The organism is Streptomyces sp. NPDC093795 (assembly GCF_044764665.1).
In the GTDB taxonomy this organism is placed as follows: domain Bacteria; phylum Actinomycetota; class Actinomycetes; order Streptomycetales; family Streptomycetaceae; genus Streptomyces.
Window position 1 is genome coordinate 123,424 of record NZ_JBIWIO010000012.1, and the last position, 25,899, is coordinate 149,322.

A 25,899-nucleotide genomic window follows, 5' to 3' on the forward strand; every position below is an offset into this window, starting at 1 on the left:
ACCGGGGCCGGGCGCCGACCGCAGGATCGTGCCATGACCACGTATCTGATCCTCCACGGCTACCAGAACCACCGTCCGCCCGGCCACTGGCAGCGCTGGCTCGCCGGGGAGTTGCGGGCGCGGGGGCACGAGGTGCGGTATCCGCAGTTGCCCGCGCCCGACGCGCCCGTTCTCGACGAGTGGCTCGCGGCTCTCGGGGAGCACGGGAAGCGGCCGGACGAGGGCGAGTTCGTGGTGCTCGCGCACAGTCTGTCCGTGCTGCTGTGGCTGCGGGCGGGTGCGCGCAGGCCGGACGCCGATCGCGTGCTGCTCGTCGCCCCGCCCTCGCCGGGCGTGACCGCGTCGTTCCCCGACATCGCCGCCTTCGCGGACGGGCTCGACCTGGCGGAGACGGGGCTCGGGGCCCGGCTCGTTTACGCGGACGACGACCCCTACTGCCCCGAGGGCGCCGGCAAGCACTACGGCGTCCCGCTCGGCCTCGACATGGACCACGTGCCGAGCGGCGCGCACCTCGACCTCGACGCGGGGTACGGGGAGTGGGCGTCGATCCTGGAGTGGTGCGAGGACCCGACGGTACGGGTCAGGGGGCGGTAGGCCGGTCCCGGCGGACATGGGCGGACAGGCCCTAGGCTCGGCCGGATGTACCCGGAACCCGCACCGTACGACCAGGGCCTGCTCGACGTGGGCGACGGCAATCGAGTTCACTGGGAGGTCTCCGGCTCCCCGGCGGGACGGCCCGCGCTCGTCGTGCACGGCGGGCCCGGCTCCGGGTCGTCCCCGCACAGTCGGCGGTACTTCGACCCCGAGGCGTACCGGCTCGTCCTCTTCGACCAGCGCGGCTGCGGCCGATCCGCCCCGCACGCGAGCGACCCGGCCGCCGACCTGGCCGTGAACACCACCGCGCACCTGGTCGCCGACATGGAGCGGCTGCGCGAGCACCTCGGGATCGACCGGTGGCTGCTGTACGGCGGCTCCTGGGGCTCCACGCTGATCCTGGCGTACGCGCAGGCGCACCCCGAGCGGGTCTCCGCGATCGTCCTGAACGGTGTGACCACCACCCGCCGCTCCGAGATCCGCTGGCTGTACGAGGGGGTCGCCCGCTTCTTCCCGGAGGCCCACGAGCGCTTCCGGGCGGGGGCCGGCGCGGCTGGCGTGGCCGACGGGGCTGGCGTGGCCGACGGGGCTGACGGGGCCGACGGGGCCGGCGCGGCCGACGGGGCCGGCGCGGCTAACAGGGCTGACGGGGCCGACTGTGCCGACGGCCTCGTCGCCGCCTACGCCGCCCTCATGAACCACCCCGACCCCGCCGTACGGCGCAAGGCCGCCGCCGACTGGTGCGCCTGGGAGGACGCCGTGCTCTCCCTGGAGGGCATGGGCACCCCGTACACCGACCGCGTCGACGACACCCGCCTCGGCTTCGTCCGGATCTGCAGCCACTACTTCGCGCACGGCGCCTGGCTCGAGGAGGGGGCGCTCCTCCGGGACGCCCACCGGCTCACCGGCATCCCCGGCGTCCTCGTCCACGGCCGCGGCGACCTCGCGGGCCCCCTCGGCACCGCCTGGGAGCTGGCCAAGGCCTGGCCGGACGCCGAGCTGCGGGTGGTCGAGGGCGCGGGTCACCTGGGCGGCGAGGAGACCCGTCGCCATCTCCTCGACGCCCTCGACGGCTTCGCGAAGGGGTGAACCCACCGGGCGGGCGGTCGGCCACGGCAGGATGATCGGGGCATGAGTCCCGAGATCCACCTCGCCCAGCAACCGGAGGCCGACGCGCTGCTCGGCCGGTCCCCGCTCGCCGCGCTCGTCGGCATGCTCCTCGACCAGCAGGTCCCGATGGAGTGGGCCTTCTCCGGCCCGTACACCATCGCCACCCGGCTCGGCGCGGACGATCTCGACGCGCACGACATCGCCGCCCGGGACCCGGAGGAGTTCGCCGCGCTGCTCTCGGAGAAGCCGGCCGTGCACCGCTACCCGGGCTCGATGGCCCAGCGCGTGCAGCAGCTCTGCCGGTTCCTCGTCGAGGAGTACGGCGGTGACGCCGAGGCCGTCTGGGCGGACGCGGCGACCGGCAAGGAGCTCCTCGCGCGGCTCCAGGCGCTGCCCGGCTTCGGCAAGCAGAAGGCGCAGATCTTCCTGGCGCTGCTCGGCAAGCGGTACGGGGTGCGGCCCAGCGGCTGGCAGGAGGCGGCGGGGTCGTACGGCGAGGAGGGCTCGTACCGCTCGGCCGCCGACATCACCGGGCCTGAGTCACTCGCGAAGGTGCGGGCCCACAAGCAGGAGATGAAGGCGGCTGCGAAAGCGGCGAAAGCCGCTAAAGAACCCAAAACCTCCGGGAATTGACAACTCCACATTGCAATCCTGCTTAACGTGACAGGAATTGTGGAGAAGGTGTTCACAGAAGGCACCGCAGATCGCTAACTTCCCCTCAACCTCGTCCGTAACGGGAAGGACTTCTGTGAACGCTACCCAGCGCCGCGCCGCAGCCATTCTGGCCGCCGCCGCCCTCGCCACCCCCATGGTCCTCGCCTCCCCCGCCACCGCGGGGCAGGACCCCACGGCCGCACCCGCCCGCGATGCCGCCAAGCTGGCGAAGAAGCTGGTCCGCGAAACCTCCGCGCAGGACGCCTTCAAGCACCTGCAGAAGTTCCAGGCGATAGCCGACTCGGCCGGCGGCCACCGCGCCGCCGGTTCGCTCGGGCACGACGCCTCCGCCGCCTACGTGTACACGCAGCTCAAGAAGGCCGGCTACAACGTCTCGTACCAGCGGTTCGACTTCGAGTACACGCAGACGCTCGCCGAGAAGGCCTCCGTCGTCGCCCCCGCGCCCCGCGCGCTCGACATCAAGGCGATGACGTACACCAAGTCCACCCCGGTCGGCGGCATCACGGCGGCGCTCGCGGCCGTGCCCGTCGACGCCGACGGCACCACCGGCTGCGAGCCGGGCGACTTCGCCTCCAACACCTTCACCGGCAAGATCGCGCTGATCAAGCGCGGCGGCTGCGCCTTCGCGATCAAGCAGCAGAACGCCGCCGCGGCCGGTGCCGCCGCCGCCGTCATCTACAACAACGCCGAGGGCGTCCTCTCCGGCACCCTGGGCGACGCGGCCTCCGGGAAGATCCCCACGGGCGGCATCACCCTGGCCGAGGGCGGGGCGCTCGCCGCCGACCTCGCCAAGGGCCCGGTCACGCTCTCCCTGGAGATCCGCCAGCTCCAGGAGATGCGCTCCACCAACAACGTCATCGCGGAGACCAAGGGCGGCAACGCCGCCAACACCGTGATGCTCGGCTCGCACCTCGACTCCGTCACCGCCGGCCCCGGCATCAACGACAACGGCTCCGGCTCCGCCGGGCTCCTCCAGACCGCTCTGGAGCTCGCCGAGTCGAAGGACAAGGTCCGCAACAAGGTCCGCTTCGCCTGGTGGTCGGCCGAGGAGAACGGCCTCCTCGGCTCCGAGCACTACGTCAAGAACCTCACCGCGCTCGACAAGAGCGAGATCAAGCTCTACCTCAACTTCGACATGATCGCCTCGCCGAACTACGGCCTGTTCGTGTACGACGGCGACAACTCGGACAACGTCGGCGAGGGCGCAGGACCCGAGGGCTCCGCCCAGCTGGAGCGGGACATCACCGACTTCATGGACAAGCGCGGAGTCCCGCACGAGGGCACCGACTTCACCGGCCGCTCCGACTACGGCCCGTTCATCGAGGTCGGCATCCCCTCCGGCGGCACGTTCACCGGCGCCGAGGGCATCAAGACCGCAGGCCAGGCCGCCAAGTTCGGCGGCACGGCGGGTGTCGCGTACGACGTGAACTACCACGCCAAGGGCGACGACATCAACAACGTCAACATGACGGCCTTCGACGTGAACACCGACGTCATCGCCAACGCCGTGGGCACCTACGCCCACGACATCTCCTCCCTGCGCAAGCCGGTCGTCTCGGTCCCGACCGAGGGCGACGCGGGCAGCGGCGGCGGCCTGCACGACGACCACCACGAGGTCACCGAGTAGTCACCACCGGGCAGTCGCCTCCGGTCGTCACCTCCGGCGGCGCGCGGTACCGAAGATCGACCGGGAGATCTCCCGGCCCACCTGGGTACCGATCGACCGCGCCAGGGATCTGAAGATCCCACTGCCGACGACCTGTTCGGCGAGCGAGGGCTCCTCCTTCCGCGAGCGAGGAGCCCTCGTTTCCCGTTGTCCGGCTTGTCCGGCTTCTCCGGCCTCTCCAGCCTCTCTGGCCTCTCCGGCTCGGCTGGAAGCCTCTTCTTGTACGGAGGTCTGCTCGGCCGTCAGCTTCTCGTACGCCGACTCCCGGTCCACCGCCTCCGCGTACCGCCCGTACAGCGGCGAGCCCTTCACGGCCGCGTCCAGAGCCGCCGCGTCGATCGGGCCCATCAGCGACTCCGGCGCCCGCAGCCGGGTCGCCGCCACCGGCGTCGGGGCGCCCTTCTCGCTCAGTACGGTGACCACCGCCTCGCCCGTGCCGAGGCCCGTGAGGACCTCCTCCAGGTCGTACGGCGAGTTCGGGAAGGTCCGTACGGTCGCCTTGAGCGCCTTCGCGTCGTCCGGGGTGAAGGCGCGCAGCGCGTGCTGCACCCGGTTGCCGAGCTGGGCGAGCACGTCCGAAGGCACGTCCTTCGGGGTCTGCGTCACGAAGAAGACGCCGACCCCCTTCGAGCGGATCAGCCGCACGGTCTGGGTGATCGACTCCAGGAACGCCTTCGACGCGTCCTTGAAGAGCAGATGCGCCTCGTCGAAGAAGACGACCAGCTTCGGCTTCTCCAGGTCGCCGACCTCCGGAAGGTCGTGGAAGAGGTCCGCGAGCATCCACATCAGGAAGGTCGAGAAGAGCTGCGGCTTGTCCTGTACGGACGGCAGCTCCAGCACCGAGACGATCCCGCGTCCGTCCGCCGCCGTCCGCAGGAGCTCGGCCGTGTCGAACTCCGGCTCCCCGAAGAACCCGCCCGCGCCCTCCTGCTCGAAAGCCGTGAGCGCCCGCAGGATCACCCCGGCCGTCACCGTCGAGAGCCCGCCGATCCCCTTCAGCTCGGCCTTCCCGGTGTCCGAGACCAGGAACGCGACCACCGCCCGCAGGTCCTTGAGGTCGACGAGCTCCAGGCCCTTGGCGTCGGCGTAGTGGAAGATCAGGCCGAGCGACTGCTCCTGCGTCCGGTTGAGCTGGAGCACCTTCGAGAGGAGCACCGGCCCGAAGCTGGTCACGGTGGCGCGGACGGGGATGCCGGGGCCGGTGCCCCCGAGCCCGTAGAACTCGCAGGGGAAGCCCTTGCCCGCCCAGCTCTGCCCGACCTGGGCGGCCCGCTCGCGGATCTTCTCGCCGTCCTCGCCGGGGGCCGAGATCCCGGAGACGTCACCCTTGATGTCGGCGAGGAAGACGGGCACCCCGTGCGAGGACAGTTGCTCGGCGATCAGCTGGAGTGTCTTCGTCTTGCCGGTGCCGGTGGCTCCGGCCACCAGGCCGTGGCGGTTGAGGACGGGCAGCGGGATGCGGATCGGCGCGTCCGGGTGACAGTCGCCGTCCCAGAGCAGGGCCCCCAGATCGAGTGCGGCGCCCTCGAAGGCGTACCCGGCGGCGATATCAGCGGCGATCCCGGCGGTGGTCCCGGCGACGGGTGGCTGCTCGCTCTCGCTCATCACGACACCCCACATCCGGTTTGTCACGGTTCGCACCAGCATCCCACTGCCCGCGCATGGCTGCGCCGGGAGCCGCTGGCCCGGTAGGCTTTCCGCGTGATCTTCAAGCGCATCGGAAACGGAAAGCCGTATCCCGACCACGGCCGGGAAAGCACCCGGCAGTGGGCGGACGTCGCCCCGCGCCCGGTCCGCCTCGATCAGCTGGTCACCACCAAGGGCCAGCTGGACCTGGAGACGCTGCTCGCCGAGGACTCCACGTTCTACGGCGACCTCTTCGCGCACGTCGTGAAGTGGCAGGGCGATCTCTACCTCGAGGACGGACTGCACCGCGCCGTCCGCGCGGCGCTCCAGCAGCGCCAGGTGCTGCACGCCCGCGTCCTGGAAATGGACTGAGACGGCGCCGACCGGCCCCGCTCCCACTGACCCTTTCGGAGTCAGTTCGCCCCCATCCGGACGCGATCACATGATCATCAAGTAGGCATCGCCGACGGGCGGCATTACGCTGCGTTCATGAGCATGCTCACTCCCCCCGGAATGGGCGGAAAGTACCGCATCACGGGGGACGTCTACCCGCGCATGCGCCGCCCCCACCGCCGGCGCAGGATCGTCCTCGCGTCCGCCGCCGCAGTGGTCGTGCTCGGCGCGGCCGGCTGGGGCACGCTCCAGCTCGTCGACGTCTTCTCCGGCGACGAGGGCAGGAAGACGACCGCCGGGAAACAGGCCGACTGCAAACCCGCGCCCAAGGCGACCGCCCCGCCCGCCGTCGCCCTCCCCAAGCCCGCCCAGATCACGGTCAACGTCTACAACGCGACCCCGCGCAGCGGTCTCGCCAAGTCGACCGCGGACGAACTCAAGAAGCGTGGCTTCAAGATCGGCAAGGTGGGGAACGCGCCCACCGCCTACGACAAGAAGGTCCCCGGCGCCGGCCTGCTGCTCGGCGCCACGACCGCCACCAAGGGCGCCTTCCCGGTCCTCGGCACCCAGCTCAAGGGCGCCACGACCAAGACGGACACCCGGGGCACGGCGGACGTGGACCTGATCATCGGAACCGCCTTCAAGACCCTGTCCCCGAAAGCGACGGCGGACGCGGCCCTGGTCGCCCTGACCAAGCCCGCGCCCGTACCGACCGGAAAGTGCTAGTGCTGAGGAGCTACTCGGCGGACCCGTACATGCGGTCGCCCGCGTCGCCCAGGCCCGGGACGATGTAGCCGTTCTCGTTGAGGCGCTCGTCGATCGAGGCCGTCACGACGGTGACCGGCGTGCCCGCGAGCTCGCGCTCCATGACCTCGACGCCCTCCGGGGCGGCGAGGAGCACGACCGCGGTCACGTCGTCCGCGCCGCGCTTGATGAGCTCCTGGATCGCCGCGACCAGCGTGCCGCCGGTCGCCAGCATCGGGTCCAGGACGTACACCTGGCGGCCCGAGAGGTCCTCCGGCATCCGCGTGGCGTAGGTCGACGCCTCCAGCGTCTCCTCGTTGCGGATCATGCCGAGGAAACCGACCTCGGCGGTCGGGAGCAGCCGCACCATGCCGTCGAGCATGCCGAGCCCGGCGCGCAGGATCGGGACCACCAGCGGACGCGGGTACGACAGCTTGACGCCGGTCGTGGGCGTGACGGGGGTCTCGATGTCGACCTGCTCGGTCCGGACGTCCCTGGTGGCCTCGTAGGCGAGCAGGGTGACCAGCTCGTCGGAGAGCCGACGGAAGGTCGCGGAGTCCGTGCGCTTGTCGCGCAGCGTGGTGAGCTTGTGGGCGACCAGCGGGTGATCGACGACGTGGAGACGCATGACTCAACAGTAGCCCGCCCCGCACTGGCATCGACCCATGCCGTGGGGGGAAGGTGGGGACACGGGGGGAGTCACGGGGACCCAGCGATGGGGTGGAGTGCCGATGCCCGACCTGGAAGAACCGGCCAAGGGCGCCGCCGAGCGGGCGGCCCGCAAGCCGGCACAGGAGACGGACGCGGAGCGCCGCAGGCGCCGCGCCCAGTTCCTTCGCGAGCTGAATGAGGCCAAGGCGCTGCGCGAGCGCGTCCAGCCGAGACGGGCGCGGGCCGCCCGGATGCGCCAGGCCATGCGGATGCGCACGTTCCGCTGGTGAGGCCCCCCGGTCGGGCGCGCGGCCGAGACCCCGCCCGGGACCCGCTCTGCGCGCCGCCGGACCCGCCCGGCGGCGCCGCCGGGCCCGGTCCGGCGCGCTGCTGGGCCCCGTCCGGCGCGCTGCTGGGCCCCGGCCGGGCGCTTCAGGCGCGTCCCCGGCGAGTCCCGGCGAAGCCCCCCGCGTGTCTCCGGCGTGTCCCGCTGTGCGCCCCCTGCGTGCGCCGGGGTCGCACGCCCGCCCGATCGCGGGGTCGTTCAGACTGATGCACGACGCAAGAGCCGAAGACCTCTCCTGTGGGCGTCGTTTCTGTCACGATGCCGATTGGGCGGGGCATCACCAGGGCGCCGCCGGATCGTCACACCTCTGATCAGTGGGAGAGAGTCAGGTGTACTTCGCCGCACTGCTCGCGCGCACCGAAGACGGGTGGGAAGCGAGCGACACGGAGCTCGACGACGTGGAGACCCTGTCGGATCTGACCGAGCTGGCCCGTGAGGCCTCGGACGACGACACGGTGATCGTCTTCATCGAGCAGGAGGACGCGTGGTTCGGGCTCGTACGCGTCGAGGGTGAGGAAGACCCTCGTATCTACGTCTCCGACGGCGCCGCCGCCGCCCGTTCCTCGTACGGGGAGATCCTCACGCGGGAGATCCTCGGTGACGACCTGGACGACATCGTCGACGAGCTCGAGTCGCTGGACCTGGACGGTACGGAGGACGGGGAGCCGCTCGACGGCGCCACGGACGACGACGAGGAGGAGGACACCGGCGTCGCCGCGGAGGCCGTGCCGGCCGCCCCGGTCGGTGACCGGCTGATCCTCGCCGACCTCGGCATGGCGCCGGCCGACCTGCTCGCGCTGGAGAGCGACGCGCTCGCGGAGATCTCGGACGCCCTGGGCGCGGCCGAGGTCCTGGAGGCCGTCCGCTAGTGGCACACGCGGTACCCGATCCCGTCCGGGATCCCTGGCGGGACGCCATGCGGCTCGCTCTCGCCGAGGCCGACGCGGCCCTGCCGGCCGGTGACGTACCGGTCGGCGCGGTCGTGCTCGCGCCCGACGGCTCGGTGATCGCCCGCGCGCACAACGAGCGGGAGGCGGCCGGCGACCCCACGGCGCACGCCGAGGTGCTCGCGCTGCGCCGGGCCGCCGCGGCGACCGGCGAGTGGCGCCTGACGGGCTGCACGCTGGTCGTGACCCTGGAGCCGTGCGTGATGTGCGCGGGCGCGCTCGTCCAGTCGCGGGTCGAGCGGGTGGTGTTCGGCGCCCTGGACGAGAAGGCGGGCGCGGCCGGCTCGCTCTGGGACCTCGTACGGGACCGGCGGCTCAACCACCGCCCCGAGGTCGTCCACGGTGTGCTCGGCGAGGAGTGCGCGGATCAGCTCACGGCCTTCTTCCGCACCCGCTGACCACACCCGCCGACCGCGCCCGCCGACCGGCCCCTTCCCCGGCTGCTGCCCCGCTCCGACCTGCGCCGGGAATCGGATTTCATCACAGCGGAAGTTTCGGCTAAGATCTCTCTCGGTAGCGTGTCCGAGCGGCCGAAGGAGCTCGCCTCGAAAGCGAGTGTGGCGCAAGTCACCGAGGGTTCAAATCCCTCCGCTACCGCTTCGATCGAAGGGCCTGGTGCATCAGCACCGGGCCCTTCGGCGTATCCCGGGACCCGGGGGGAACCCCCGTACGGCAAAGGCCCCGTACGCGCGCGTGGCGCGGACGGGGCCTTCTTCCGTAGGACGGGGGGAGCGGCATCGGGGGGACAAGCCGCTCCCCCCGATGAGAACCGGTCCTACAAGTCCTGCGCCGCGGCCGGGGGGAAGCTCGCGGCGCGGACCCCGCAGTGCGGGCCGGTTCCTCGAGCCCTTCGGATTCCTGCCAGATCCTCCGGGCTCGACATCCATCCTGCTCGCCCGTCACCCTTCCGGGGGGTGGCAAAAGACCTCGATCTCCGGGCCCTTGGTCCATAAGCGCTCGGTTAGAGTGGCGCGGTCGTACGGCGGGGGAACAGGGGAACAGGGGAGGGCTGGGCAGTGGTGCAAGCGAAGAAGGTCGTGCTGTACGCGGTCGCCGTCTTTGTGCTGTACACGATCGTCACCTCTCCGGAGAGGGCCGCCGATCTCGTGCAGGTAGGGTTCGAGGGCATTGCCAGCGCCGCCCAGGGAGTCGGCCAGTTCATGACCGAACTCATCAATTAGGAGCCTCGCGTGATCCGCCATCTGGTCCTCTTCAAGCTCGACGAGGGCGTCGCCCGTGACGAGCCGCGTGTCGTCGCCGGGGTCGAGGCGTTCCGCGCGCTCGGCGGGCAGATCCCTGAGCTGAGGTTCTGGGAGTGCGACTGGAACATCACGGACCGGCCGATCGCGTACGACTTCGCCATCAACTCGGCCGTCGAGGACACGGACGCGCTCCAGCGGTACCTGGAGCACCCGGCGCACCAGGCCGGTGTCGCCCAGTGGCGCGAGTTCGCGACCTGGGTGATCGCGGACTACGCCTTCTAGTCCCCCCTACCCCCTTCGTACGGAGGCCCCCTGTCGTCGAGGCGGGGGGCTTTTTCGGTGCGTGACCTCCCCTTTTCCACCATCATGCACTCAACACGTCATTATGCGGTGCTTGCACACAGTGGACATGTCTTGTGATGCTATGACCGCTTTTGACGGATGAGTTGACCGTAGTTGACCCAGTCGACCAGCAAGACCAGCCAAAGGGGTGGCGTGAACGTGCCGGCCAGTACAGCACCTCAAGTCCCGCCCCAGCACGAGGCAGGCGGCGCGGAGACCCCGCGCACCCGCCCCCAGAGCACCCGCGGCGCCGACACCCGCGCCCTCACCCAGGTGCTCTTCGGGCAGCTCAAGAACCTGGAACCGGGCACTCCGGAGCACGACCGGGTCCGCGGGGCCCTCATCGAGGCCAACCTGCCGCTCGTGCGGTACGCGGCGGCCCGCTTCCGCTCACGGAACGAGCCGATGGAGGACGTCGTCCAGGTCGGCACGATCGGCCTGATCAACGCCATCGACCGCTTCGACCCCGACCGGGGCGTGCAGTTCCCCACCTTCGCCATGCCGACGGTCGTCGGGGAGATCAAGCGGTACTTCCGCGACAACGTCCGCACCGTGCACGTCCCGCGCCGACTGCACGAGCTCTGGGTCCAGGTGAACGGCGCCACCGAGGACCTGACGACCGCTCACGGCCGCTCCCCCACCACCGCCGAGATCGCCGAGCGGCTGCGGATCGGCGAGGACGAGGTGCTCGCCTGCATCGAGGCGGGACGCTCGTACCACGCCACCTCCCTGGAGGCCGCGCAGGAGGGCGACGGGCTGCCCGGACTGCTCGACCGGCTCGGTTACGAGGACCCCGCCCTCGCCGGTGTCGAGCACCGCGACCTCGTCCGGCATCTCCTCGTACAACTGCCCGAGCGGGAGCAGCGGATCCTGATGCTGCGCTACTACAGCAATTTGACGCAGTCCCAGATCAGCCAGGAGCTCGGCGTCTCCCAGATGCATGTGTCAAGGCTCCTCGCCCGCAGTTTCGCTCGATTGAGGTCCGCAAACAGGATCGAGGCGTAATCAGAACGGGTAGACCGGTTCGGAGCAGTTCTCCGGCACCCCAAATGCCGTACACCCCTTGTTTCCTGCGGAAATGCACCCTCGGCTTGTCGACAAGTCACTACAGCGTGTTGCCGACATGTGACATTCTGCTGGAACCGAGTTTGCCGCAGCCCCGCCGCCGGTATTCAGGTGGAAGCTGCGTTCCTCAGATGGTCGCGGCCACCGCGACCGTCCGCGACCTCAAGGGGGTGGCATGTCCACAGAACTGGGCAGCTCGAAGGTGCTCACGCTCACGCCCGTTCCCGTGCCCACGCAGACGACGGCGCCGACCGCGGCCGACACCGTGGAGACCGTGCTGAGCGCGGAGACCGCGCCTCCGCCGATGGTCGTCACGACCGGAGCCCTCGACACCCGCACCCTCTCCCGCTCCCTCTTCCTGCGGCTGCGCGCCCTCGACACCGAAGGCGCCGCCACCGACAGCCCGGAGCGGACCTACGTCCGCGACACCCTCATCGAGCTCAACCTCCCCCTCGTGCGGTACGCGGCGGCCCGCTTCCGTTCGCGGAACGAGCCGATGGAGGACATCGTCCAGGTCGGCACCATCGGACTGATCAAGGCGATCGACCGCTTCGACTGCGAACGGGGCGTGGAGTTCCCGACGTTCGCGATGCCGACGGTCGTCGGTGAGATCAAGCGCTTCTTCCGCGACACCTCCTGGTCGGTGCGGGTCCCGCGCCGGCTCCAGGAGCTGCGCCTCGCCCTCACCAAGGCCAGCGACGAGCTCGCGCAGAAGCTCGACCGCTCGCCCACCGTGCCCGAACTCGCGGCCGTACTCGGGGTGTCGGAGGAGGACGTCGTCGACGGCCTCGCCGTCGGCAACGCGTACACCGCCTCCTCGCTCGACTCCCCCTCCCCGGAGGACGACGGCGGCGAGGGCTCGCTCGCGGACCGGCTCGGCTACGAGGACACGGCGCTGGAGGGAGTCGAGTACCGCGAGTCGCTCAAGCCGCTGCTCGCCAAACTGCCGCCCAGGGAGCGGCAGATCATCATGCTGCGCTTCTTCGCCAACATGACCCAGTCGCAGATCGGCGAGGAGGTCGGCATCTCCCAGATGCACGTCTCGCGGCTCCTCACCCGCACCCTCGCCCAGCTGCGCGAGGGCCTCATCGGGGAGTAGGACCGACAGCCAGTTCCGTGGAAAGGCTCCCTTCCTGACGGACCGTCAGTCACACTGACGCCATGAGGCGAAGGAAGCCGGGACTCGTAGCGGTGGCGCTCTGCCTCGGCGGGGCGCTGACCGCCTGTGGCGGCGGAGGAGACGGCGAGGGGTACGCGGCGGTGGGCGCCGGCCCCTCACCGAAAGGCGCGGCCACCCCCTCGGGCGCGGTCGCCCTGGTCCCCCTGGACGACCCGAAGGCCAGCGGTACGACCTCCAGCACGTCGTCGCCGACACCGGAGGGGGTTCCGGAGCGGGGCCGTGGTCAGGAACCGGGCCCGGGTACGTCGCCGGCGGACTCTCCGGCCAGTACGTCAGGCGCCGCTGGTGGGTCCGGTCACTCCGGTACCTCCGGTACGGATGTCAGTACGGGTACAGGTTCGGGTTCGGGGTCGAGTACGGGGTCGAGTACGGCTCCGACGACCGCGCCCGGCGGTACGGGCGGCTCCGGCTCCACCGGCGGCCCGGCACCGCGCCCCGGCGGCAGCACTCCTCCGCGTACCCCCTCCGCCTCGCCCTCCCGGCCCGCGCCCGGCACCGGCACACCCGCACCGGCCCCCACCACTCCCGTCCCGACGCCCGGGCCCGCCGTGCTCACCGTCTCCGCGCCCCTTCTCGCGGACGGGGACCGACGGTGGTGCGAGCGGGTGACCGTCACCTTCCGGAACAGCGGCGGCAGGGCCGCCCAGTCGGGCACGGTCACCTTCGCCACGCACGTCATCGGCGCCCTGGGCGTCGACTGGGCGACACTCACCTCCACCCAGCCGCTGCCCGCGCCGATCGCCGCCGGGGCGGCGCGGACGGAGACGTACACCGTCTGCGTGGACTCCTGGCGGGTCCCGCTCGGCATGCGGATCGACACCGAGCAGGTCACCGTCAGCTGGCGGTGACAGGGAAGCGCACGTCGGCCAGCCGTCCGACAGCTCCCCCAGGCCGTCGGGGCCGATGAACCCGGCGCCCGTCATGCCCTAATCGGTCGCCGCGTACAGCTGCGGCAGTGCACCGCGCTCCCGACTCCGTGCCTCCGTGACTCCGTGACTCCGTAAAGAAGGGTGGGCCGGGGCCGCACGACGCGGATCCGGCCCACCCTGGGCGTGTGGAGCGTGGGGAGCGGTCAGGTCAGCGCCAGCCAGGCGACCGCCGCCAGGACGACGATCACCGCGACCACGCCGACGATCATGCCGACCCGCGGGCCGCCCGAGGAGGCCACGACCTGCGGCTGCCGCTGCTGCGGGGCCTCGTCGACGAAGGCGCGGAACATCTGCGTGTTGCCGGCGGGGTCGTAACCCTCGGGGTTCTGACCCTGAGGCTGGCCCTGGCCGTACGGTGCTTGGGGGTTGTGTGCCATGGGCCAGGACCCTAGCGAAGTCGGGGTGAAGGGCCCAAGCCCACCGCCCACATCCCGCCCCCGATCTCGCCGCGACCGGCCCCCGGCTTGCCTTTGCCTATTCTTTAGCGCCGTTTGACCGCTTTAGTTTGCCTGGAGCAACCATCCATCTCTATGGTTGCCCTAAGCAACAAGATGCCTGGAGTGCCCGGACCATGGAGTGCCCGATGGACACAGCCAATCGGTACGAGAAGCTCGCCCGCCAGGTGAGCGCCATCGGGGCGGTGAAGCGCGGACTCGCGCGGACCCTGCCGGCCGAGTGCCCCAGCGGCTCCGCGATCGTCCTCGCCCTGCTCCACCACCACGGCGACATGCGGATGGGCCGCGTGTCCGAGCTGATGGCCGTCGACATGTCCGTCAGCAGCCGCCACGTGGCCCACACCGTGGACCGCGGCTGGGTCGAGCGACTGCCCGACCCCGCCGACCGGCGCTCCCGCATCCTGCACCTGACCCACGCGGGCGAGGACATGCTCGCCGTCCTCGACCGACGGCTGACCGACATGCTCGCCCGCACCCTCGTGGAGTGGTCCGACGACGACGTCGAGCTGCTCACCCGTCTGCTCGCCCGCCTCCGCGATTCCTTCGGGGACTGCCGGGCCCACCACGCTTGAGAACGAAGGAAGTTGATGGCTACGACGACCACACCAGAGACCGGTGTGCGCGGCGGGAGCGCCAAGGAGGGGGACCTCGCCTCCGGCGGCGCCCCGATGACGCACAAGCAGATCATGGAGGCGCTGTCCGGGCTGCTGCTCGGCATGTTCGTCGCGATCCTGTCGTCGACGATCGTCTCCAACGCCCTGCCCCAGATCATCACCGATCTGGGCGGCGGGCAGTCCGCCTACACCTGGGTGGTCACGGCCGCGCTGCTCTCGATGACCGCGACCACCCCGCTCTGGGGCAAGCTCGCGGACCTCTTCTCCAAGAAGCTGCTCGTCCAGATAGCCCTGATCATCTACGTCGCGGGCTCGATCGTCGCCGGTCTCTCGCAGAGCACCGGCATGCTCATCGCCTGCCGTGTCGTCCAGGGCATCGGCGTCGGCGGTCTGACCGCCCTCTCCCAGATCATCCTGGCCGCGATGATCGCCCCGCGTGAGCGCGGCCGGTACAGCGGCTACCTGGGCGCGACCTTCGCCGTCGCCACCGTCGGCGGCCCGCTGCTCGGCGGTGTCATCACCGACACCGACTGGCTCGGCTGGCGCTGGTGCTTCTACGTGGGCGTGCCGTTCGCGTTCATCGCGCTCGTCGTCCTGCAGAAGACCCTCAAGCTGCCGGTCGTGAAGCGTCAGGTGAAGGTCGACTGGGCCGGTGCCCTCTTCATCAGCGCCGCTGTCTCCCTGCTGCTCGTCTGGGTCACCTTCGCCGGCGACAAGTACGACTGGATGTCCTGGCAGACGGCCGTCATGGTGCTCGGCGCGATCGCCCTCGGCGGGATCTTCGTCCTCGTCGAGTCGAGGGCGAGCGAGCCGATCATCCCGCTCCGTCTCTTCCGGAACCGCACGATCACCCTCGCCTCGCTCGCCTCGCTCTTCGTGGGTGTCGCGATGTTCGCGGGCACGGTCTTCTTCAGCCAGTACTTCCAGCTGGCGCGGAACGAGTCGCCGACGATGTCCGGCGTCCTCACCATCCCGATGATCGCGGGCCTGTTCGTCTCCTCCACCGTCTCCGGTCTGGTCATCACCAAGACCGGCAGGTGGAAGGCGTGGCTGGTCAGCGGTGGCGCCTTCGCCGCCGGCGGTCTCGGTCTGCTCGGCACGATCCGCTACGACACGGCGTACTGGCACATCGCGCTCTTCATGGCCCTCCTCGGCCTCGGCCTCGGCATGATGATGCAGAACCTGGTCCTCTGCACCCAGAACCAGGTGGACCCCGCCGACCTCGGCGCCGCCTCCTCCGTCGTCACCTTCTTCCGCTCCCTGGGCGGTGCGATCGGTGTCTCGGCGCTCGGCGCGGTCATGGCCCACCGGGTCGCGAACTACGTCAAGGAAGGCCTGACCGAACTCGGTCCGAAGGCCGCGGGCGCCATGGGCCAGGGCGGCTCGGGCGGCGGCATCCCCGACATGGACAAGCTGCCGGCCCCGATCCGGACGGTCATGGAGGACGCGTACGGACACGGTGTCGCCGATGTCTTCCTCTACTCGGCGCCCTTCGCGCTGCTCGCCTTCGTGGTGACGTTGTTCATCAAGGAGGTCGCGCTGAAGAGCGGCTCGGAGACGGCCGACAAGGGGTGACGAGACTCCCGGCGGCGCTTCGAGCGGAGGCGCGGCCGGGTCACGTACGGAGCGGCGGGCAGGGGACGGCCCGCCGCTCCGTCATGTTCCGGTTGCACGGGCCTCGGTTGCACGGGCCTAGGCGTCACGGGCCTCGGTTTCACGTGAAACCATCGCCTCGATGCCGGCGACCAGGACGTCCAGGGCGTAGGCGAAGTCCCGGTCCCAGATCTCGGTGACGCTGCCGTGCGAGGCCCGCTCGTCGAGGATCTCCGCCATGGGTTCGATGGCATCCGCGAAGCCCGGATTCTCGCGGAAGGCCTTGACGGACTCCACGTAGAAGTCGTCCTGCGACATCCCGGCCTCCGCCGCACGCCGCCCGAACTGGGACTCGATCGTCCCGTAGCCGTACACGAACTGGAAGACCGCCGAGGTCGCGCTGGGCTGACGGTCGATCGGCAGGCCGGTGCCGCCGATCGCCTCCTGGATCTTGCCGCCGACGGCGATCGCGTGCGGGCCGATGTTCAGGTACTGCCCGGCGCTCGGCGACATCCACGGGTGGCGGACCAGCATCCGGCGGTATTCGAGGGCGAGCACCCGGATCATGTCCCGCCAGCCGTCGGCGGCGTCGATCGCCGCCAGGTCGAACTCGCCGTACACGCTGTCCATGGCGAACTCGATGATGTCGTCCTTGGTGTCCACGTACCAGTAGAGGGACATCGCGGTGACGTTCAGCTCGGCCGCGAGCTTGCGCATCGACAGTCCGGCCAGGCCCTCCTCGTCGAGCATCCGGATCGCGGCGGCGACGATCCGGTCGCGGTCGAGCCCGGCCGGGCCGCCGCCGCTGCGGGCGGCCCGGTTCTCCAGCCACACGCTGGAACGCGCCGGGTTCTTGGCCCGATCGGCTGCCTTGACCATCGCGTTCCTCCGTCTGTCAGTGGTCCGTGACCAGGGTGACCATGCTAGGCATCGACCGGCTGCCCGGAGGCAAGGGAGTTCTCCGTGCGCTCGGCCCGCTTCAGCAGGGCCGCCGCCAGGAGACCGCCGGCGAAGACGGCGACGGCGCCCACGAGCTGGCTGGTCTGGAGGCCCGAGGCGAAGGCGCCGGAGATCTCCGCCCGTTCGGCGTCGCTCCCGGCCGCCGCGAGGGCAGCGGGCAACGAGGTCGCGGTGACGGCGACGAGGGCGGCGAAGCGGGCGTTGAGCACGGCGCCGAGGACGGCGACGCCGAGGCCGTTGCCGAACTCGGCGAGGGTGCCGTTGATGCCCGCGCCCACACCGGCCTTCTCCGGCGGGATCGCGCTCATGATCGCGTTGGCCATGGCCGGGTTGGAGACGGCGAGGCCGATGCCCATCAGGACCAGGCCGAGGAGCATGCCCCAGTAGGTGCCGTCCGTGCCGCCGCCGATCAGGGCGATCGAGCCGAGTCCGGCCGCGACGAGGGTCATGCCGACGGCTACGGTGGGCGGGGTGCCGAGCTTCATCACGATCCGCGGGCCGACGCCGCTGAGGTTGAGCACGACGACGGTCAGCGCGAGCGGCGCCATCCGCAGACCTGCTTCCAGCGGCTCGTAGCCGAGGACGAACTGCAGGTGCTGGGTGAGGAGGAAGAGCGAGCCGCCCATGCCGAACATGACCAGGATCGCGCCGGCGACGGCCCCCACGAACTTCTGGTTGCGGAAGAAGTGCATGTCGAGCATCGGGTACGGGATCCGCAGCTCCCACAGCGCGAAGGCGGCGAGGACGACGACCCCGATCGCGGCCGGGACGAGCACCTCGGCCGAGGTCCAGCCGTGCTCGGGGCCCGTGATGATCGCGTACACGGCGGCGGTCATGCCGATGGTGGAGAGCAGCGCGCCGAGCAGGTCGGGGCGGTCGCCCTGGGGGTTCTTCGACTCCGGTACGAGCTTGATGACGGCGATCAGGCCGACGAGGGCCACCGGGATGTTGATGAGGAAGATCATTCCCCACCAGAAGTGCTCGATGACGACACCGCCGATGAGCGGCCCGGCGGCGAAGCCGAGCGAGCTGACGGTGGCCCAGAGCGCGATCGCCTTGACCCGCTCGGAGTCGTCGAAGATCTGCATGACGACGGCGAGGGTCGTGGTCATGAGGAGCGCGCCGCCGACACCCATGCCCGCGCGGGCGGCGATGAGCTGGGCCGTGGAGTCGGCGAGGCCGGCGGCGAGCGAGCCGAGGCCGAAGAGCGCGAGACCGGCGACGAGCAGCTTCTTGCGGCCGTAGCGGTCGGCGGCGTTGCCCGCGGTCAGGAGCAGGCCGGACTGGACGAGCGAGTAGGCGTTGATCATCCACTGGATGTCGCTGGTGGAGGCGTGGAGCTCCGTGGTCAGCGAGGGGATGGCGACGCCGAGGACGGTGTTGTCGAGCAGCACGGTGAGCTGGGCCAGGCAGATGACGCCGAGGATCAGCCAGCGCTGGGGGTGACCGCCTGCGGCCGGGGCGGCGGGCGGTTCGTTCGCGGCGGTCGTCGCCGTCATGGACAGGGCTCCTTGTACGGTGTACGGGACTGGGTCTCGTACACCGTACAAGGGCTCTCGTACGCTGTATAGCGATTACTTCACGGTTACGTGGCGGACGTGAGGTCGTAGAGCGTGGAACTGCCTACCGTGACCTGCTCGAAGGTGGCCTGGACCCATGCGGTGATCTGGGCGCTGGTGCCGTTGCCGCCCATGCCGCCCCCGCCCCCGCCGCCTCCACCACCGGAACCGATGAAGTAGTGGATCTTGCCCTTGGCGACGTACCGCTTGAACTCGTCGAGCGTCGGGGACGGGTCGCTGCCGTTGAAGCCGCCGATCGCCATGACCGGCTTCTCGGTGGCGAGCTGGTAGCTGGCCGCGTTCTGGGCGCCGACCGCGGCCGCGGCCCAGGGGTAGTCGTCGGCGTCCTTGAGCAGGGCCGCCTTCGCCTCCGTACCGACGCTCGCGCCGTTGAGCAGACCGCCCATGCCGCCGCCCGTACCGCCGCGCTCGGGGCCGGGGGTGTTGGTGTTGCCGGTGGCGTTGCCGTTGGCGGGCAGCTGGCCCTGGCCCTGGCCCGGGGGCTGCATCCGGCCTTGTCCCTGGGCGCCGGGAGGCTGGCCTTGACCGCCGGGGCCTTGACCGCCGCCGCCCGGGAAGCCGTACGCCATCCGCATGCCGCCGTCCCGGCCGCCGCCGGGCCCGCCGCGCATCCCGCCGAAGCCCGCGCCCGCCGGGCCCGCCGGGCCCGCCGTCACGATCGAGCCCTGGTGGGCGGAGTCCACCGTCGCCAGGGTGTACGCGAACGGCCCCGCGAGCCCCGCCGCCAGGCCGAGGCCCGCGAACCCGAGCCCGAGCCGCCGGTCCAGCCGGCCCGCGAACAGCAGGCCGAGCGCGGCCACCGCGCCCGCCACCAGGACCGCCCAGCGCAGCCACGGCAGCCACTCCGGCGTACGGCCGAGCAGCGTCCACGCCCACCAGGCCGTCACCGACACCGTCACCGCGAGGGCCGCCGACTCGACCCACCGGGTGCGTTCCTCCCACAGCACGGCCGCGCCCATACCGACGAGCGCCGCGACGTACGGTGCCAGGGCCACCGTGTAGTACTCGTGGAAGATGCCGGCCATGAAGCTGAACACGGCCAGGGTGATCAGCAGCGAGCCGCCCCACACCAGGAACGCGGACCGGGCCGTGTCCGTCCTGGGCGCCCGCCAGGTGACGACGAGCCCCGCGACGAGCAGGACGAGCGCGGCCGGCAGCAGCCAGGAGATCTGGCCGCCGACCGAGTCGTTGAACATGCGGCCGATGCCGGTCTCGCCCCAGCCGCCGCCCTGCCCGCCGCCACGGCCCCCGCCGCCGACGCTGCCGGTCTCGTTGCCGTTGATGCGGCCGAGGCCGTTGTAGCCGAAGGTCAGTTCGAGGAAGCTGTTGTTCTGCGAGCCTCCGACGTACGGGCGGGAGGACGCCGGCCACAGCTCGACCAGGGCCACCCACCAGCCCGCCGACGCGAGCATCGCGAGCCCGGCGAGGGCGAGGCGGCCGATCCGGCGCCCGATCGCGCCCGGAGCGCACACCCCGTAGACGAGGGCGAGCGGCGGCAGGATCAGGAAGGCCTGGAGGGTCTTCGCGAGGAACGCGAACCCGAAGGCCACCCCGGCCCACACGAGCCACCGCGCCGCTCCCCCGTCCTGCTCCAGGGCGCGCAGCACGCAGTACACGGCCACCGTCATGAGCAGCGCGAGCAGCGCGTCCGGGTTGTTGAAGCGGAACATCAGCGCGGCGACGGGCGTCAGCGCGAGCACCCCGCCCGCGATCAGGCCCGCGCCCGCGCCGAACCGGCGTCGTACGGCCGCGTAGAGCACGGCGACGGTGGCCACGCCCATGAGCACCTCGGGCACGAGGATCTGCCAGGAGCCGAGTCCGAAGAGACGGACGGAGAGGGCCATCGGCCAGAGGGCGGCCGGCGGCTTGTCGACGGTGATGGCGTTGGCCGCGTCGAGCGAGCCGAAGAGGAAGGCCTTCCAGCTCTCGGAGCCCGCCTGGACGGCCGCGGAGTAGAAGGAGTTGGCGTAGCCGGAGGCGCTCAGGTTCCAGAGGTAGAGCGCGGTGGTCACGGCGAGCAGGCCGAGGAAGGCGGGCCGGACCCAGGGGGCGTCCTCGGCGCGTCCGCGCCACAGCCGGGTGAGCCGGCCGGCGCGGGGCGCGGCATGGACGGCGGTGGACGGGGTGGTCATCGTTCGTTCCTTGAGGAGACGCGGTCCGGGAAGACCCAGAGCCGGAAGAGAAGAAAGCGCAGGACGGTCGCGGCGAGGTTGGCGACGACCAGGACGGCGAGCTCGGTGGAGTGCGCCGGATCGCCGGTCGCCGCGCCGAGGGCGGCGAGCGAACCGCTGGTCAGGGCCAGGCCGATGGCGAAGACCACCAGGCCCTGCGCCTGGTGGCGGACGGCCCCGCCCCGGCCGCGTACCCCGAAGGTGAGCCGCCGGTTGGCCGCCGTGTTGGCGACAGCGGAGACGAGGAGGGCGGCGGCGTTGGCGAACTGCGGGCCCACACCGAGCCGGAAGGCCGAGTACAGGGCGAGGTAGAAGAGCGTGGACAGGACCCCCACCACGCAGAACCCCACCAGCTGCCGGGCGAGTCCGCCGGGCACCCCGCTGAGCTCCCGGTCCCGGGGGTCGTCCCCGAAGGGCCTGGCCAGCCGGTCGAGGGGCAGCGAACCCGTCGCGAGGGCCCTCCCCACCCGCCAGACGCCCTTCAGGTCGTCGGTCGCCGTCCTGACGATGTGCACGGTCGAGTCGGGGTCGTCGACCCAGTCGACCGGCACCTCGTGGATGCGCAGCCCGGCCCGCTCGGCGAGGACGAGCAGCTCGGTGTCGAAGAACCAGCCGGTGTCCTCGACCATCGGAAGCAGCCGCTCGGCGACATCCCGCCGTATCGCCTTGAATCCGCACTGCGCGTCGGAGAACCGGGCGGCGAGCGAGCCGCGCAGGATCAGGTTGTAGGCCCGGGAGATGAACTCCCGCTTCGGCCCGCGCACCACCCGCGAGGAGCGGGCGAGCCGAGAGCCGATCGCCAGGTCGGAGTGGCCGGAGATGAGCGGCGCGACCAGCGGCAGCAGGGCGTTCAGATCGGTGGAGAGGTCGACGTCCATGTAGGCGAGGACGGGCGCGTCCGAGCCCGACCAGACCGTCCGCAGCGCCCGGCCGCGCCCCTTCTGTTCGAGCCGTACGGAGCGCACCTCGGGGACCTCGGCGGCGAGGCCGGCGGCGACGGCGGGGGTGGTGTCGGTGGAGGCGTTGTCGGCGACGGTGATGCGGAAGCCGTACGGGAAGGTCCGGAGGAGGTGCTCGTGGAGCCGGCGGACGCACGGCTCCAGGTCCTTCTCCTCGTTGTAGACGGGGATGACCACGTCCAGGACGGGCCGCCCCGCGATGTTCACCGGCAGGTGTTCCCGCGCGGGGAGGGCGTCGGTCCTTCCGGAGGCCGTGGACGTGGGCCCCGCGATCATTGGGGTTCGCATGGCACCGACACTCGCCGGGGCCGCTGTCACGGCCGTGTGATGAGCCTGTGCCCCGCCTGTGAGTCCGGACGGACGTCCTGGTCCGCGGGCAGCAGGACGGTGAACACGGTCCGGCCGGGGGCGGTTTCGACGCTCACCTCGCCGCCGTGGGCAAGGACGACCGCGCGCACGATGGCGAGCCCGAGGCCGGTGGATCCGGCCTGCCGGGAGCGGGAGGCGTCGCCGCGCGCGAACCGCTCGAAGACGGAGGGCAGCAGCTCGGACGGGATGCCGGGCCCGTCGTCCGCGATGTCGACGAGCGCCGCGCCGTGCTCCGTACGGACGCGGGCGGTGACCTTCGTGCCGGGCGGGGTGTGGGTACGGGCGTTGGCGAGGAGGTTGACGAGCACCTGCTGAAGGCGGGCGCCGTCGGCCCGTACGACCACCTGGTCCGAGGGGAGGTCGAGGCGCCAGTGGTGCTCGGGCCCGGCAGCCCGGGCGTCGCTGACCGCGTCCACCACGAGGGGCACGAGGTCGGTGGTCTCGTACGAGAGGGGGCGCCCGGCGTCGAGCCGGGCGAGCAGCAGCAGGTCCTCCACCAGGCCCGTCATCCGGGTCGCCTCGGACTCGATGCGGCCGAGCGCGTGCCGGGTGTCGGGCCCGCACTGCTCCCGGCCGCGCCGGGTCAGCTCCGCGTACCCCCGGATCGAGGCCAGCGGGGTGCGCAGTTCGTGGCTGGCGTCCGCGACGAACTGCCGGACCCGGGTCTCGCTCTCCTGGCGGGCTTCGAGGGCCGAGCGGACGTGGTCGAGCATCCGGTTGAGGGCGGCGCCGACCTGCCCGACCTCGGTCCGAGGATCGGCCTCCGTCTCCGGGACCCGCTGATGGAGCGCCACCTCGCCGCTGTGCAGCGGCAGCTGGGCGACCTGGCCCGCGGTGGCGACGACCCGCCGCAGCGGCCGCAGGGCCACCCCGACGAGCACGGTCCCGGCGAGCGAGGCCGCGACGAGCCCGGCGCCCGTGACGCTCAGCTCGACGAGGACGAGGGTGGACAGCGCCTTCTCGACCCCGGCGAGCGGGATGCCGGTGAGGAACGCGCCCTGGACCCCGACGGCGTACTCGGCCCGGTACGAGCCGAGGCCGCCGGGCAGCTCGACGGTGTGCGGCTCGCCGTCGCGGGGAACGGCGGCCAGCGCGGCCCGCTGGGGCGCGTCGAGCTCCGTGGTCCGGACGTTCCGCCCGTACCTCCCGCCGTCCCCGGCCTCGGCCTCGAACGCGGCCCCGTTGTCGGCCTCGCCCGAGCCCACGCCCTCGCCCTCGCTCTGGACCTCGTCCTCTTCCTCGTCCGAGTAGCCGGCCGAGGTCAGTTCGCCGTCGACCAGGACCGCGCCGAGCGTGCCGATCGGAGCGCCGGGGCCCTGCACGAACGAGAGCGGGTCCTTCACCCGGCCCGGGTCGGGCAGACCGGGCCCGGGGGCCATGGCGGCCGGCGGGCCCGACGCGCGTCTCGAGACGTTGTGGAGCTGCTCGTCGGCCTGGTCGTACAGATACGAGCGGAAAGCGATCGTCGTGACCGCGCCGATGACGGCCGCGACGACCGCGATCAGAGCGACCGCAGAGACGACGAGCCGGGTGCGCAGCGACCACGGCCGCCGGCGTCGTACGCGCACGGGACGCTACTCCCCCGGCTTGATGAGGTAACCGGCTCCCCGCCGGGTGTGGATCATCGGGGCGCGGCCCACGTCGATCTTCCGGCGCAGATAGGAGATGTAGAGCTCGACGACGTTGGCCTGGCCGCCGAAGTCGTACGACCAGACCCGGTCGAGGATCTGCGCCTTGCTGAGCACCCGGCGCGGATTGCGCATGAGGTAGCGCAGCAGCTCGAACTCGGTGGCGGTGAGGTGGATCGACTCCCCGCCCCGGGTGACCTCGTGGCTGTCCTCGTCGAGAGTGAGGTCCCCGACCGTGAGCAGTGACTCGCTGCGCGCCTCCGCCACCCCGGACCTGCGGATGAGACCGCGCAGCCGGGCGACGACCTCCTCCAGGCTGAACGGCTTGGTGACGTAGTCGTCGCCACCGGCGGTGAGTCCGGCGATCCGGTCCTCGACGGCGTCCTTCGCCGTCAGGAACAGCACCGGCACGTCCGGCAGCTCGCGCCGGATCGAGCCGAGAAGGCTGAGCCCGTCGGCGTCGGGGAGCATCATGTCGAGGAGAACGGCGTCGGGCCGGAACTCGCGTACGGCGCGCAGGGCGGCGGCGCCGTCCCCGGCGCTCCGCACCTGCCAGCCCTCGTAGCGCAGGGCCATGGAGAGGAGTTCGGCGAGCGAGGCCTCGTCGTCGACGACGAGGACGCGGACGGCGGTGCCGTCGGCACGGAGCATGTCGGCGCGGGTGCCGGGGCGGCGTGTGGTGACGGTCATGGGGCCCACGCTGTCGGCCGCCGCTGAGAGCCCTCTTTCCCTTTCCTGTGAATTCGCTGAGAAAGGACCTCAGAACCTCTGGCTCCGTGTCACGGTTTCACGGTTTCACGTGAAACAACGCGGCCCCGTTCTCGTACAGGACCCGCCGGAGCCAGTCGTCCCCGAGCCCGAGGCGTTCGAGCGCGTGGAGCTGATGCGCGTACGGATACGGGATGTTCGGGAAGTCGGAGCCGAGGAGGATCCGGTCGCCGAGGTCGACGAGCCGCTTCAGCTCCGCCGCGGGGAAGGGCGCGAGCCGCTCACTGAAGTCGGTGAAGGCCATGGTGGTGTCGAGGTGGACGCCGTCGTACCGCTGGGTGAGGTCGAGGAAGTCGCTGTACTCGGGCATCCCCATGTGGGCGACGATCACCCGCAGCCGGGGGTGTCGGGCCAGCAGCCTCCCCATGGGCCCGGGACCGGTGAAGTTCCCCGGCGTGGGCCCGGAGCCGCAGTGGACGACGACGGGAGTGCCGCTGTCCGCGAGGTTCCCCCACACGGAGTCCAGCTCGCTGCCGCTCGGGTCGAAGCCGCCGACCTGGAGATGCACCTTGAAGACGCGGGCTCCGGCGTCGAGCGCCTGGTGGACGTACCGCTCGACGCCCGGCTCGGGGAAGAAGGTCGCGGTGTGCAGACAGTCGGGGGTACGGGCGGCGAAGTCCGCGGCCCAGGAGTTCAGCCAGGCGCCCATGCCGGGCTTGTGCGGGTAGAGCATCGCGGTGAAGGCGACGGCCCCGAACCCGCGCAGGAGGGCGAGCCGGCGGTCCTCCTCCTCGCGGTAGGTGATGGGCCAGTCCAGGCCGGTCAGGGGGCCGACGGCGTCGAAGTAGGCCCAGACCTTGTCGAGGACGTTCTTCGGCATGAAGTGCGTGTGCACGTCGACGAGCCCGGGAATCCCGAGGCGCGCGAGCAGCGCGGGGATGTCGGCAGTACCGACCGCGCCGACCTCGCCAGCCGTGTCCGCCGGGCCGTCACTCCCGCTCATAGCTGTAGCTCCGCTCGACCTTGCCGATGTGGACGCTGTAGCTCTCGTACCAGTGCTCGCGGCCGTACGCCTTGGCGGCCTGGTGCTCGGTGTCGAGGCGCCAGGCGTCGAGGGACTCCAGGTCGCGGAAGTAGGCGACGGTGATGCCGATGCCCCCGGGGCTGCGGGCGGCCTCGTAGCCGAGGAAGCCGGGGATCTCCTTGACGATCTCCTGCATGCGGGTGTTGGTCTCGGCGTATCCCTCGGGAGCCTCGGGCCGGACGGAGGTGAACAGGGCGGTGTAATACGGCGGTTCGATGCCCGCCACCAGCTTCTGGGTCATGTGATCACCCTCGCCGGGGCCGGACGGGCCTGTCCACGGCTGCGGGGCAAAGGGATCCAAGACTTTA

28 protein-coding genes and 1 tRNA gene are annotated in these 25,899 nt (G+C 71.4%); 17 read left to right on the forward strand and 12 right to left on the reverse strand.

Features of this window, described 5'->3' with window-relative positions; all coding sequences use genetic code 11:
- Positions 1 to 33 precede the first annotated feature (33 nt).
- From ACIRB7_RS28615 to ACIRB7_RS28630, 4 genes are all read left to right on the forward strand, one after another.
- A complete protein-coding gene (locus ACIRB7_RS28615; RefSeq protein WP_403603994.1) occupies positions 34 to 594 on the forward strand; it encodes an RBBP9/YdeN family alpha/beta hydrolase in 561 nt (186 codons plus the stop codon).
- A 45-nt stretch (positions 595 to 639) separates the two neighbouring features.
- Entirely contained in the window at positions 640 to 1,683 is a 1,044-nt protein-coding gene (locus ACIRB7_RS28620; protein WP_403603996.1) for an alpha/beta fold hydrolase, read from the forward strand.
- A 42-nt stretch (positions 1,684 to 1,725) separates the two neighbouring features.
- Entirely contained in the window at positions 1,726 to 2,337 is a 612-nt protein-coding gene (locus ACIRB7_RS28625; RefSeq protein ID WP_403603999.1) for an HhH-GPD-type base excision DNA repair protein, read from the forward strand.
- 175 nt (positions 2,338 to 2,512) lie between these two features.
- Positions 2,513 to 4,006 (forward strand): M28 family metallopeptidase, encoded by a 1,494-nt coding sequence (locus tag ACIRB7_RS28630; RefSeq protein WP_403604376.1) that lies wholly within the window; start codon positions 2,513 to 2,515, stop codon positions 4,004 to 4,006.
- A 27-nt stretch (positions 4,007 to 4,033) separates the two neighbouring features.
- On the opposite strand, the gene ACIRB7_RS28635 is transcribed toward ACIRB7_RS28630, so the two are convergent.
- Positions 4,034 to 5,650: a helicase HerA-like domain-containing protein gene (locus ACIRB7_RS28635; protein ID WP_403604002.1), complete on the reverse strand. Its 1,617-nt coding sequence runs from the start codon at positions 5,648 to 5,650 to the stop codon at positions 4,034 to 4,036.
- Between the two features lie 96 nt (positions 5,651 to 5,746).
- Between ACIRB7_RS28635 and ACIRB7_RS28640 the strand changes: the two genes are divergently transcribed.
- Both ACIRB7_RS28640 and ACIRB7_RS28645 read left to right on the forward strand, forming a co-directional pair.
- Complete coding sequence (locus ACIRB7_RS28640; RefSeq protein WP_015034993.1) at positions 5,747 to 6,043, forward strand: type II toxin-antitoxin system VapB family antitoxin; 297 nt, start codon at positions 5,747 to 5,749, stop codon at positions 6,041 to 6,043.
- A 117-nt stretch (positions 6,044 to 6,160) separates the two neighbouring features.
- Positions 6,161 to 6,790 carry a LytR C-terminal domain-containing protein gene (locus ACIRB7_RS28645; protein ID WP_403604005.1) on the forward strand — a complete coding sequence of 210 codons (630 nt, stop codon included), beginning with the start codon at positions 6,161 to 6,163 and terminating at the stop codon, positions 6,788 to 6,790.
- A 10-nt stretch (positions 6,791 to 6,800) separates the two neighbouring features.
- Here the strand turns inward: ACIRB7_RS28645 and upp are convergent, their stop codons facing one another.
- Positions 6,801 to 7,436 carry a uracil phosphoribosyltransferase gene (gene upp, locus ACIRB7_RS28650; protein ID WP_403604008.1) on the reverse strand — a complete coding sequence of 212 codons (636 nt, stop codon included), beginning with the start codon at positions 7,434 to 7,436 and terminating at the stop codon, positions 6,801 to 6,803.
- A 103-nt stretch (positions 7,437 to 7,539) separates the two neighbouring features.
- Here upp and ACIRB7_RS28655 point away from each other — a divergent pair, with 103 nt between their 5' ends.
- From ACIRB7_RS28655 to ACIRB7_RS28690, 8 genes are all read left to right on the forward strand, one after another.
- Positions 7,540 to 7,749 (forward strand): hypothetical protein, encoded by a 210-nt coding sequence (locus ACIRB7_RS28655; RefSeq protein ID WP_351211212.1) that lies wholly within the window; start codon positions 7,540 to 7,542, stop codon positions 7,747 to 7,749.
- 385 nt (positions 7,750 to 8,134) lie between these two features.
- Positions 8,135 to 8,674: a hypothetical protein gene (locus ACIRB7_RS28660; protein WP_403604012.1), complete on the forward strand. Its 540-nt coding sequence runs from the start codon at positions 8,135 to 8,137 to the stop codon at positions 8,672 to 8,674.
- Between the two features lie 47 nt (positions 8,675 to 8,721).
- On the forward strand, positions 8,722 to 9,150 hold the full coding sequence (gene tadA / locus ACIRB7_RS28665) for a tRNA adenosine(34) deaminase TadA (RefSeq protein WP_403604015.1): 429 nt from the start codon (positions 8,722 to 8,724) through the stop codon (positions 9,148 to 9,150).
- A 114-nt stretch (positions 9,151 to 9,264) separates the two neighbouring features.
- A tRNA-Ser gene (locus ACIRB7_RS28670) sits at positions 9,265 to 9,349 on the forward strand.
- A gap of 419 nt (positions 9,350 to 9,768) precedes the next feature.
- On the forward strand, positions 9,769 to 9,933 hold the full coding sequence (locus ACIRB7_RS28675) for a hypothetical protein (RefSeq protein ID WP_198942227.1): 165 nt from the start codon (positions 9,769 to 9,771) through the stop codon (positions 9,931 to 9,933).
- Between the two features lie 9 nt (positions 9,934 to 9,942).
- Positions 9,943 to 10,236 (forward strand): Dabb family protein, encoded by a 294-nt coding sequence (locus ACIRB7_RS28680; protein ID WP_403604018.1) that lies wholly within the window; start codon positions 9,943 to 9,945, stop codon positions 10,234 to 10,236.
- 219 nt (positions 10,237 to 10,455) lie between these two features.
- Positions 10,456 to 11,301 carry an RNA polymerase sigma factor SigF gene (locus tag ACIRB7_RS28685; protein WP_403604020.1) on the forward strand — a complete coding sequence of 282 codons (846 nt, stop codon included), beginning with the start codon at positions 10,456 to 10,458 and terminating at the stop codon, positions 11,299 to 11,301.
- A 235-nt stretch (positions 11,302 to 11,536) separates the two neighbouring features.
- The gene (locus ACIRB7_RS28690; protein ID WP_403604023.1) at positions 11,537 to 12,460 is read left to right on the forward strand and encodes an RNA polymerase sigma factor SigF; all 924 of its coding nucleotides are present in this window, start codon (positions 11,537 to 11,539) and stop codon (positions 12,458 to 12,460) included.
- A 376-nt stretch (positions 12,461 to 12,836) separates the two neighbouring features.
- On the opposite strand, the gene ACIRB7_RS28695 is transcribed toward ACIRB7_RS28690, so the two are convergent.
- A complete protein-coding gene (locus ACIRB7_RS28695; RefSeq protein ID WP_403604026.1) occupies positions 12,837 to 13,097 on the reverse strand; it encodes a hypothetical protein in 261 nt (86 codons plus the stop codon).
- A gap of 49 nt (positions 13,098 to 13,146) precedes the next feature.
- Here ACIRB7_RS28695 and ACIRB7_RS28700 point away from each other — a divergent pair, with 49 nt between their 5' ends.
- Positions 13,147 to 13,389, forward strand: coding sequence for a hypothetical protein (locus tag ACIRB7_RS28700; protein ID WP_403604028.1), 243 nt, complete (start codon positions 13,147 to 13,149; stop codon positions 13,387 to 13,389).
- Positions 13,390 to 13,613: 224 nt separating this feature from the next.
- Here the strand turns inward: ACIRB7_RS28700 and ACIRB7_RS28705 are convergent, their stop codons facing one another.
- Positions 13,614 to 13,847, reverse strand: coding sequence for a hypothetical protein (locus tag ACIRB7_RS28705; RefSeq protein ID WP_403604030.1), 234 nt, complete (start codon positions 13,845 to 13,847; stop codon positions 13,614 to 13,616).
- A gap of 206 nt (positions 13,848 to 14,053) precedes the next feature.
- Between ACIRB7_RS28705 and ACIRB7_RS28710 the strand changes: the two genes are divergently transcribed.
- Positions 14,054 to 14,497, forward strand: coding sequence for a MarR family winged helix-turn-helix transcriptional regulator (locus ACIRB7_RS28710; protein WP_403604033.1), 444 nt, complete (start codon positions 14,054 to 14,056; stop codon positions 14,495 to 14,497).
- A gap of 15 nt (positions 14,498 to 14,512) precedes the next feature.
- Positions 14,513 to 16,114, forward strand: a complete 1,602-nt coding sequence (locus tag ACIRB7_RS28715) for a DHA2 family efflux MFS transporter permease subunit (protein WP_403604036.1) — start codon at positions 14,513 to 14,515, stop codon at positions 16,112 to 16,114.
- 117 nt (positions 16,115 to 16,231) lie between these two features.
- Here ACIRB7_RS28715 and ACIRB7_RS28720 read toward each other — a convergent pair whose 3' ends face one another.
- The 8 genes from ACIRB7_RS28720 to ACIRB7_RS28755 all read right to left on the reverse strand — a co-directional run bounded on the left by ACIRB7_RS28720 (position 16,232) and on the right by ACIRB7_RS28755 (position 25,832).
- Positions 16,232 to 17,011 (reverse strand): TetR/AcrR family transcriptional regulator, encoded by a 780-nt coding sequence (locus ACIRB7_RS28720; protein ID WP_403604039.1) that lies wholly within the window; start codon positions 17,009 to 17,011, stop codon positions 16,232 to 16,234.
- Positions 17,012 to 17,055: 44 nt separating this feature from the next.
- Entirely contained in the window at positions 17,056 to 18,591 is a 1,536-nt protein-coding gene (locus ACIRB7_RS28725; RefSeq protein ID WP_403604042.1) for an MFS transporter, read from the reverse strand.
- 86 nt (positions 18,592 to 18,677) lie between these two features.
- Positions 18,678 to 20,804 carry an ArnT family glycosyltransferase gene (locus tag ACIRB7_RS28730; protein ID WP_403604045.1) on the reverse strand — a complete coding sequence of 709 codons (2,127 nt, stop codon included), beginning with the start codon at positions 20,802 to 20,804 and terminating at the stop codon, positions 18,678 to 18,680.
- On the reverse strand, positions 20,801 to 22,090 hold the full coding sequence (locus ACIRB7_RS28735) for a glycosyltransferase (RefSeq protein ID WP_403604048.1): 1,290 nt from the start codon (positions 22,088 to 22,090) through the stop codon (positions 20,801 to 20,803). The genes ACIRB7_RS28730 and ACIRB7_RS28735 overlap by 4 nt, the downstream gene beginning before the upstream one ends.
- Positions 22,091 to 22,116: 26 nt before the next feature.
- Complete coding sequence (locus tag ACIRB7_RS28740; protein WP_403604051.1) at positions 22,117 to 23,739, reverse strand: sensor histidine kinase; 1,623 nt, start codon at positions 23,737 to 23,739, stop codon at positions 22,117 to 22,119.
- A gap of 6 nt (positions 23,740 to 23,745) precedes the next feature.
- Positions 23,746 to 24,489: a response regulator transcription factor gene (locus ACIRB7_RS28745; protein WP_403604054.1), complete on the reverse strand. Its 744-nt coding sequence runs from the start codon at positions 24,487 to 24,489 to the stop codon at positions 23,746 to 23,748.
- Positions 24,490 to 24,586: 97 nt separating this feature from the next.
- Positions 24,587 to 25,510 (reverse strand): amidohydrolase family protein, encoded by a 924-nt coding sequence (locus ACIRB7_RS28750; protein ID WP_403604057.1) that lies wholly within the window; start codon positions 25,508 to 25,510, stop codon positions 24,587 to 24,589.
- Entirely contained in the window at positions 25,497 to 25,832 is a 336-nt protein-coding gene (locus ACIRB7_RS28755) for an antibiotic biosynthesis monooxygenase family protein (protein ID WP_403604060.1), read from the reverse strand. Before ACIRB7_RS28755 ends, ACIRB7_RS28750 begins: the two co-directional genes overlap by 14 nt.
- Positions 25,833 to 25,899: the final 67 nt, after the last annotated feature.

Bases quoted from the DNA above. Each gene is read 5' to 3' on its own strand.
- ACIRB7_RS28645 (WP_403604005.1), top strand. From the start codon at position 6,161: ATGAGCATGCTCACTCCCCCCGGAATGGGCGGAAAGTACCGCATCACG.
- ACIRB7_RS28655 (WP_351211212.1), top strand. From the start codon at position 7,540: ATGCCCGACCTGGAAGAACCGGCCAAGGGCGCCGCCGAGCGGGCGGCC.
- ACIRB7_RS28715 (WP_403604036.1), top strand. From the start codon at position 14,513: ATGGCTACGACGACCACACCAGAGACCGGTGTGCGCGGCGGGAGCGCC.
- tadA (WP_403604015.1), top strand. From the start codon at position 8,722: ATGCGGCTCGCTCTCGCCGAGGCCGACGCGGCCCTGCCGGCCGGTGAC.
- ACIRB7_RS28630 (WP_403604376.1), top strand. From the start codon at position 2,513: ATGGTCCTCGCCTCCCCCGCCACCGCGGGGCAGGACCCCACGGCCGCA.
- ACIRB7_RS28720 (WP_403604039.1), bottom strand. From the start codon at position 17,011: ATGGTCAAGGCAGCCGATCGGGCCAAGAACCCGGCGCGTTCCAGCGTG.
- ACIRB7_RS28690 (WP_403604023.1), top strand. From the start codon at position 11,537: ATGTCCACAGAACTGGGCAGCTCGAAGGTGCTCACGCTCACGCCCGTT.
- ACIRB7_RS28710 (WP_403604033.1), top strand. From the start codon at position 14,054: ATGGACACAGCCAATCGGTACGAGAAGCTCGCCCGCCAGGTGAGCGCC.
- ACIRB7_RS28735 (WP_403604048.1), bottom strand. From the start codon at position 22,090: ATGCGAACCCCAATGATCGCGGGGCCCACGTCCACGGCCTCCGGAAGG.
- ACIRB7_RS28615 (WP_403603994.1), top strand. From the start codon at position 34: ATGACCACGTATCTGATCCTCCACGGCTACCAGAACCACCGTCCGCCC.
- ACIRB7_RS28755 (WP_403604060.1), bottom strand. From the start codon at position 25,832: ATGACCCAGAAGCTGGTGGCGGGCATCGAACCGCCGTATTACACCGCC.
- ACIRB7_RS28750 (WP_403604057.1), bottom strand. From the start codon at position 25,510: ATGAGCGGGAGTGACGGCCCGGCGGACACGGCTGGCGAGGTCGGCGCG.
- ACIRB7_RS28725 (WP_403604042.1), bottom strand. From the start codon at position 18,591: ATGACGGCGACGACCGCCGCGAACGAACCGCCCGCCGCCCCGGCCGCA.
- ACIRB7_RS28730 (WP_403604045.1), bottom strand. From the start codon at position 20,804: ATGACCACCCCGTCCACCGCCGTCCATGCCGCGCCCCGCGCCGGCCGG.
- ACIRB7_RS28620 (WP_403603996.1), top strand. From the start codon at position 640: ATGTACCCGGAACCCGCACCGTACGACCAGGGCCTGCTCGACGTGGGC.
- ACIRB7_RS28745 (WP_403604054.1), bottom strand. From the start codon at position 24,489: ATGACCGTCACCACACGCCGCCCCGGCACCCGCGCCGACATGCTCCGT.
- upp (WP_403604008.1), bottom strand. From the start codon at position 7,436: ATGCGTCTCCACGTCGTCGATCACCCGCTGGTCGCCCACAAGCTCACC.
- ACIRB7_RS28625 (WP_403603999.1), top strand. From the start codon at position 1,726: ATGAGTCCCGAGATCCACCTCGCCCAGCAACCGGAGGCCGACGCGCTG.
- ACIRB7_RS28705 (WP_403604030.1), bottom strand. From the start codon at position 13,847: ATGGCACACAACCCCCAAGCACCGTACGGCCAGGGCCAGCCTCAGGGT.
- ACIRB7_RS28635 (WP_403604002.1), bottom strand. From the start codon at position 5,650: ATGAGCGAGAGCGAGCAGCCACCCGTCGCCGGGACCACCGCCGGGATC.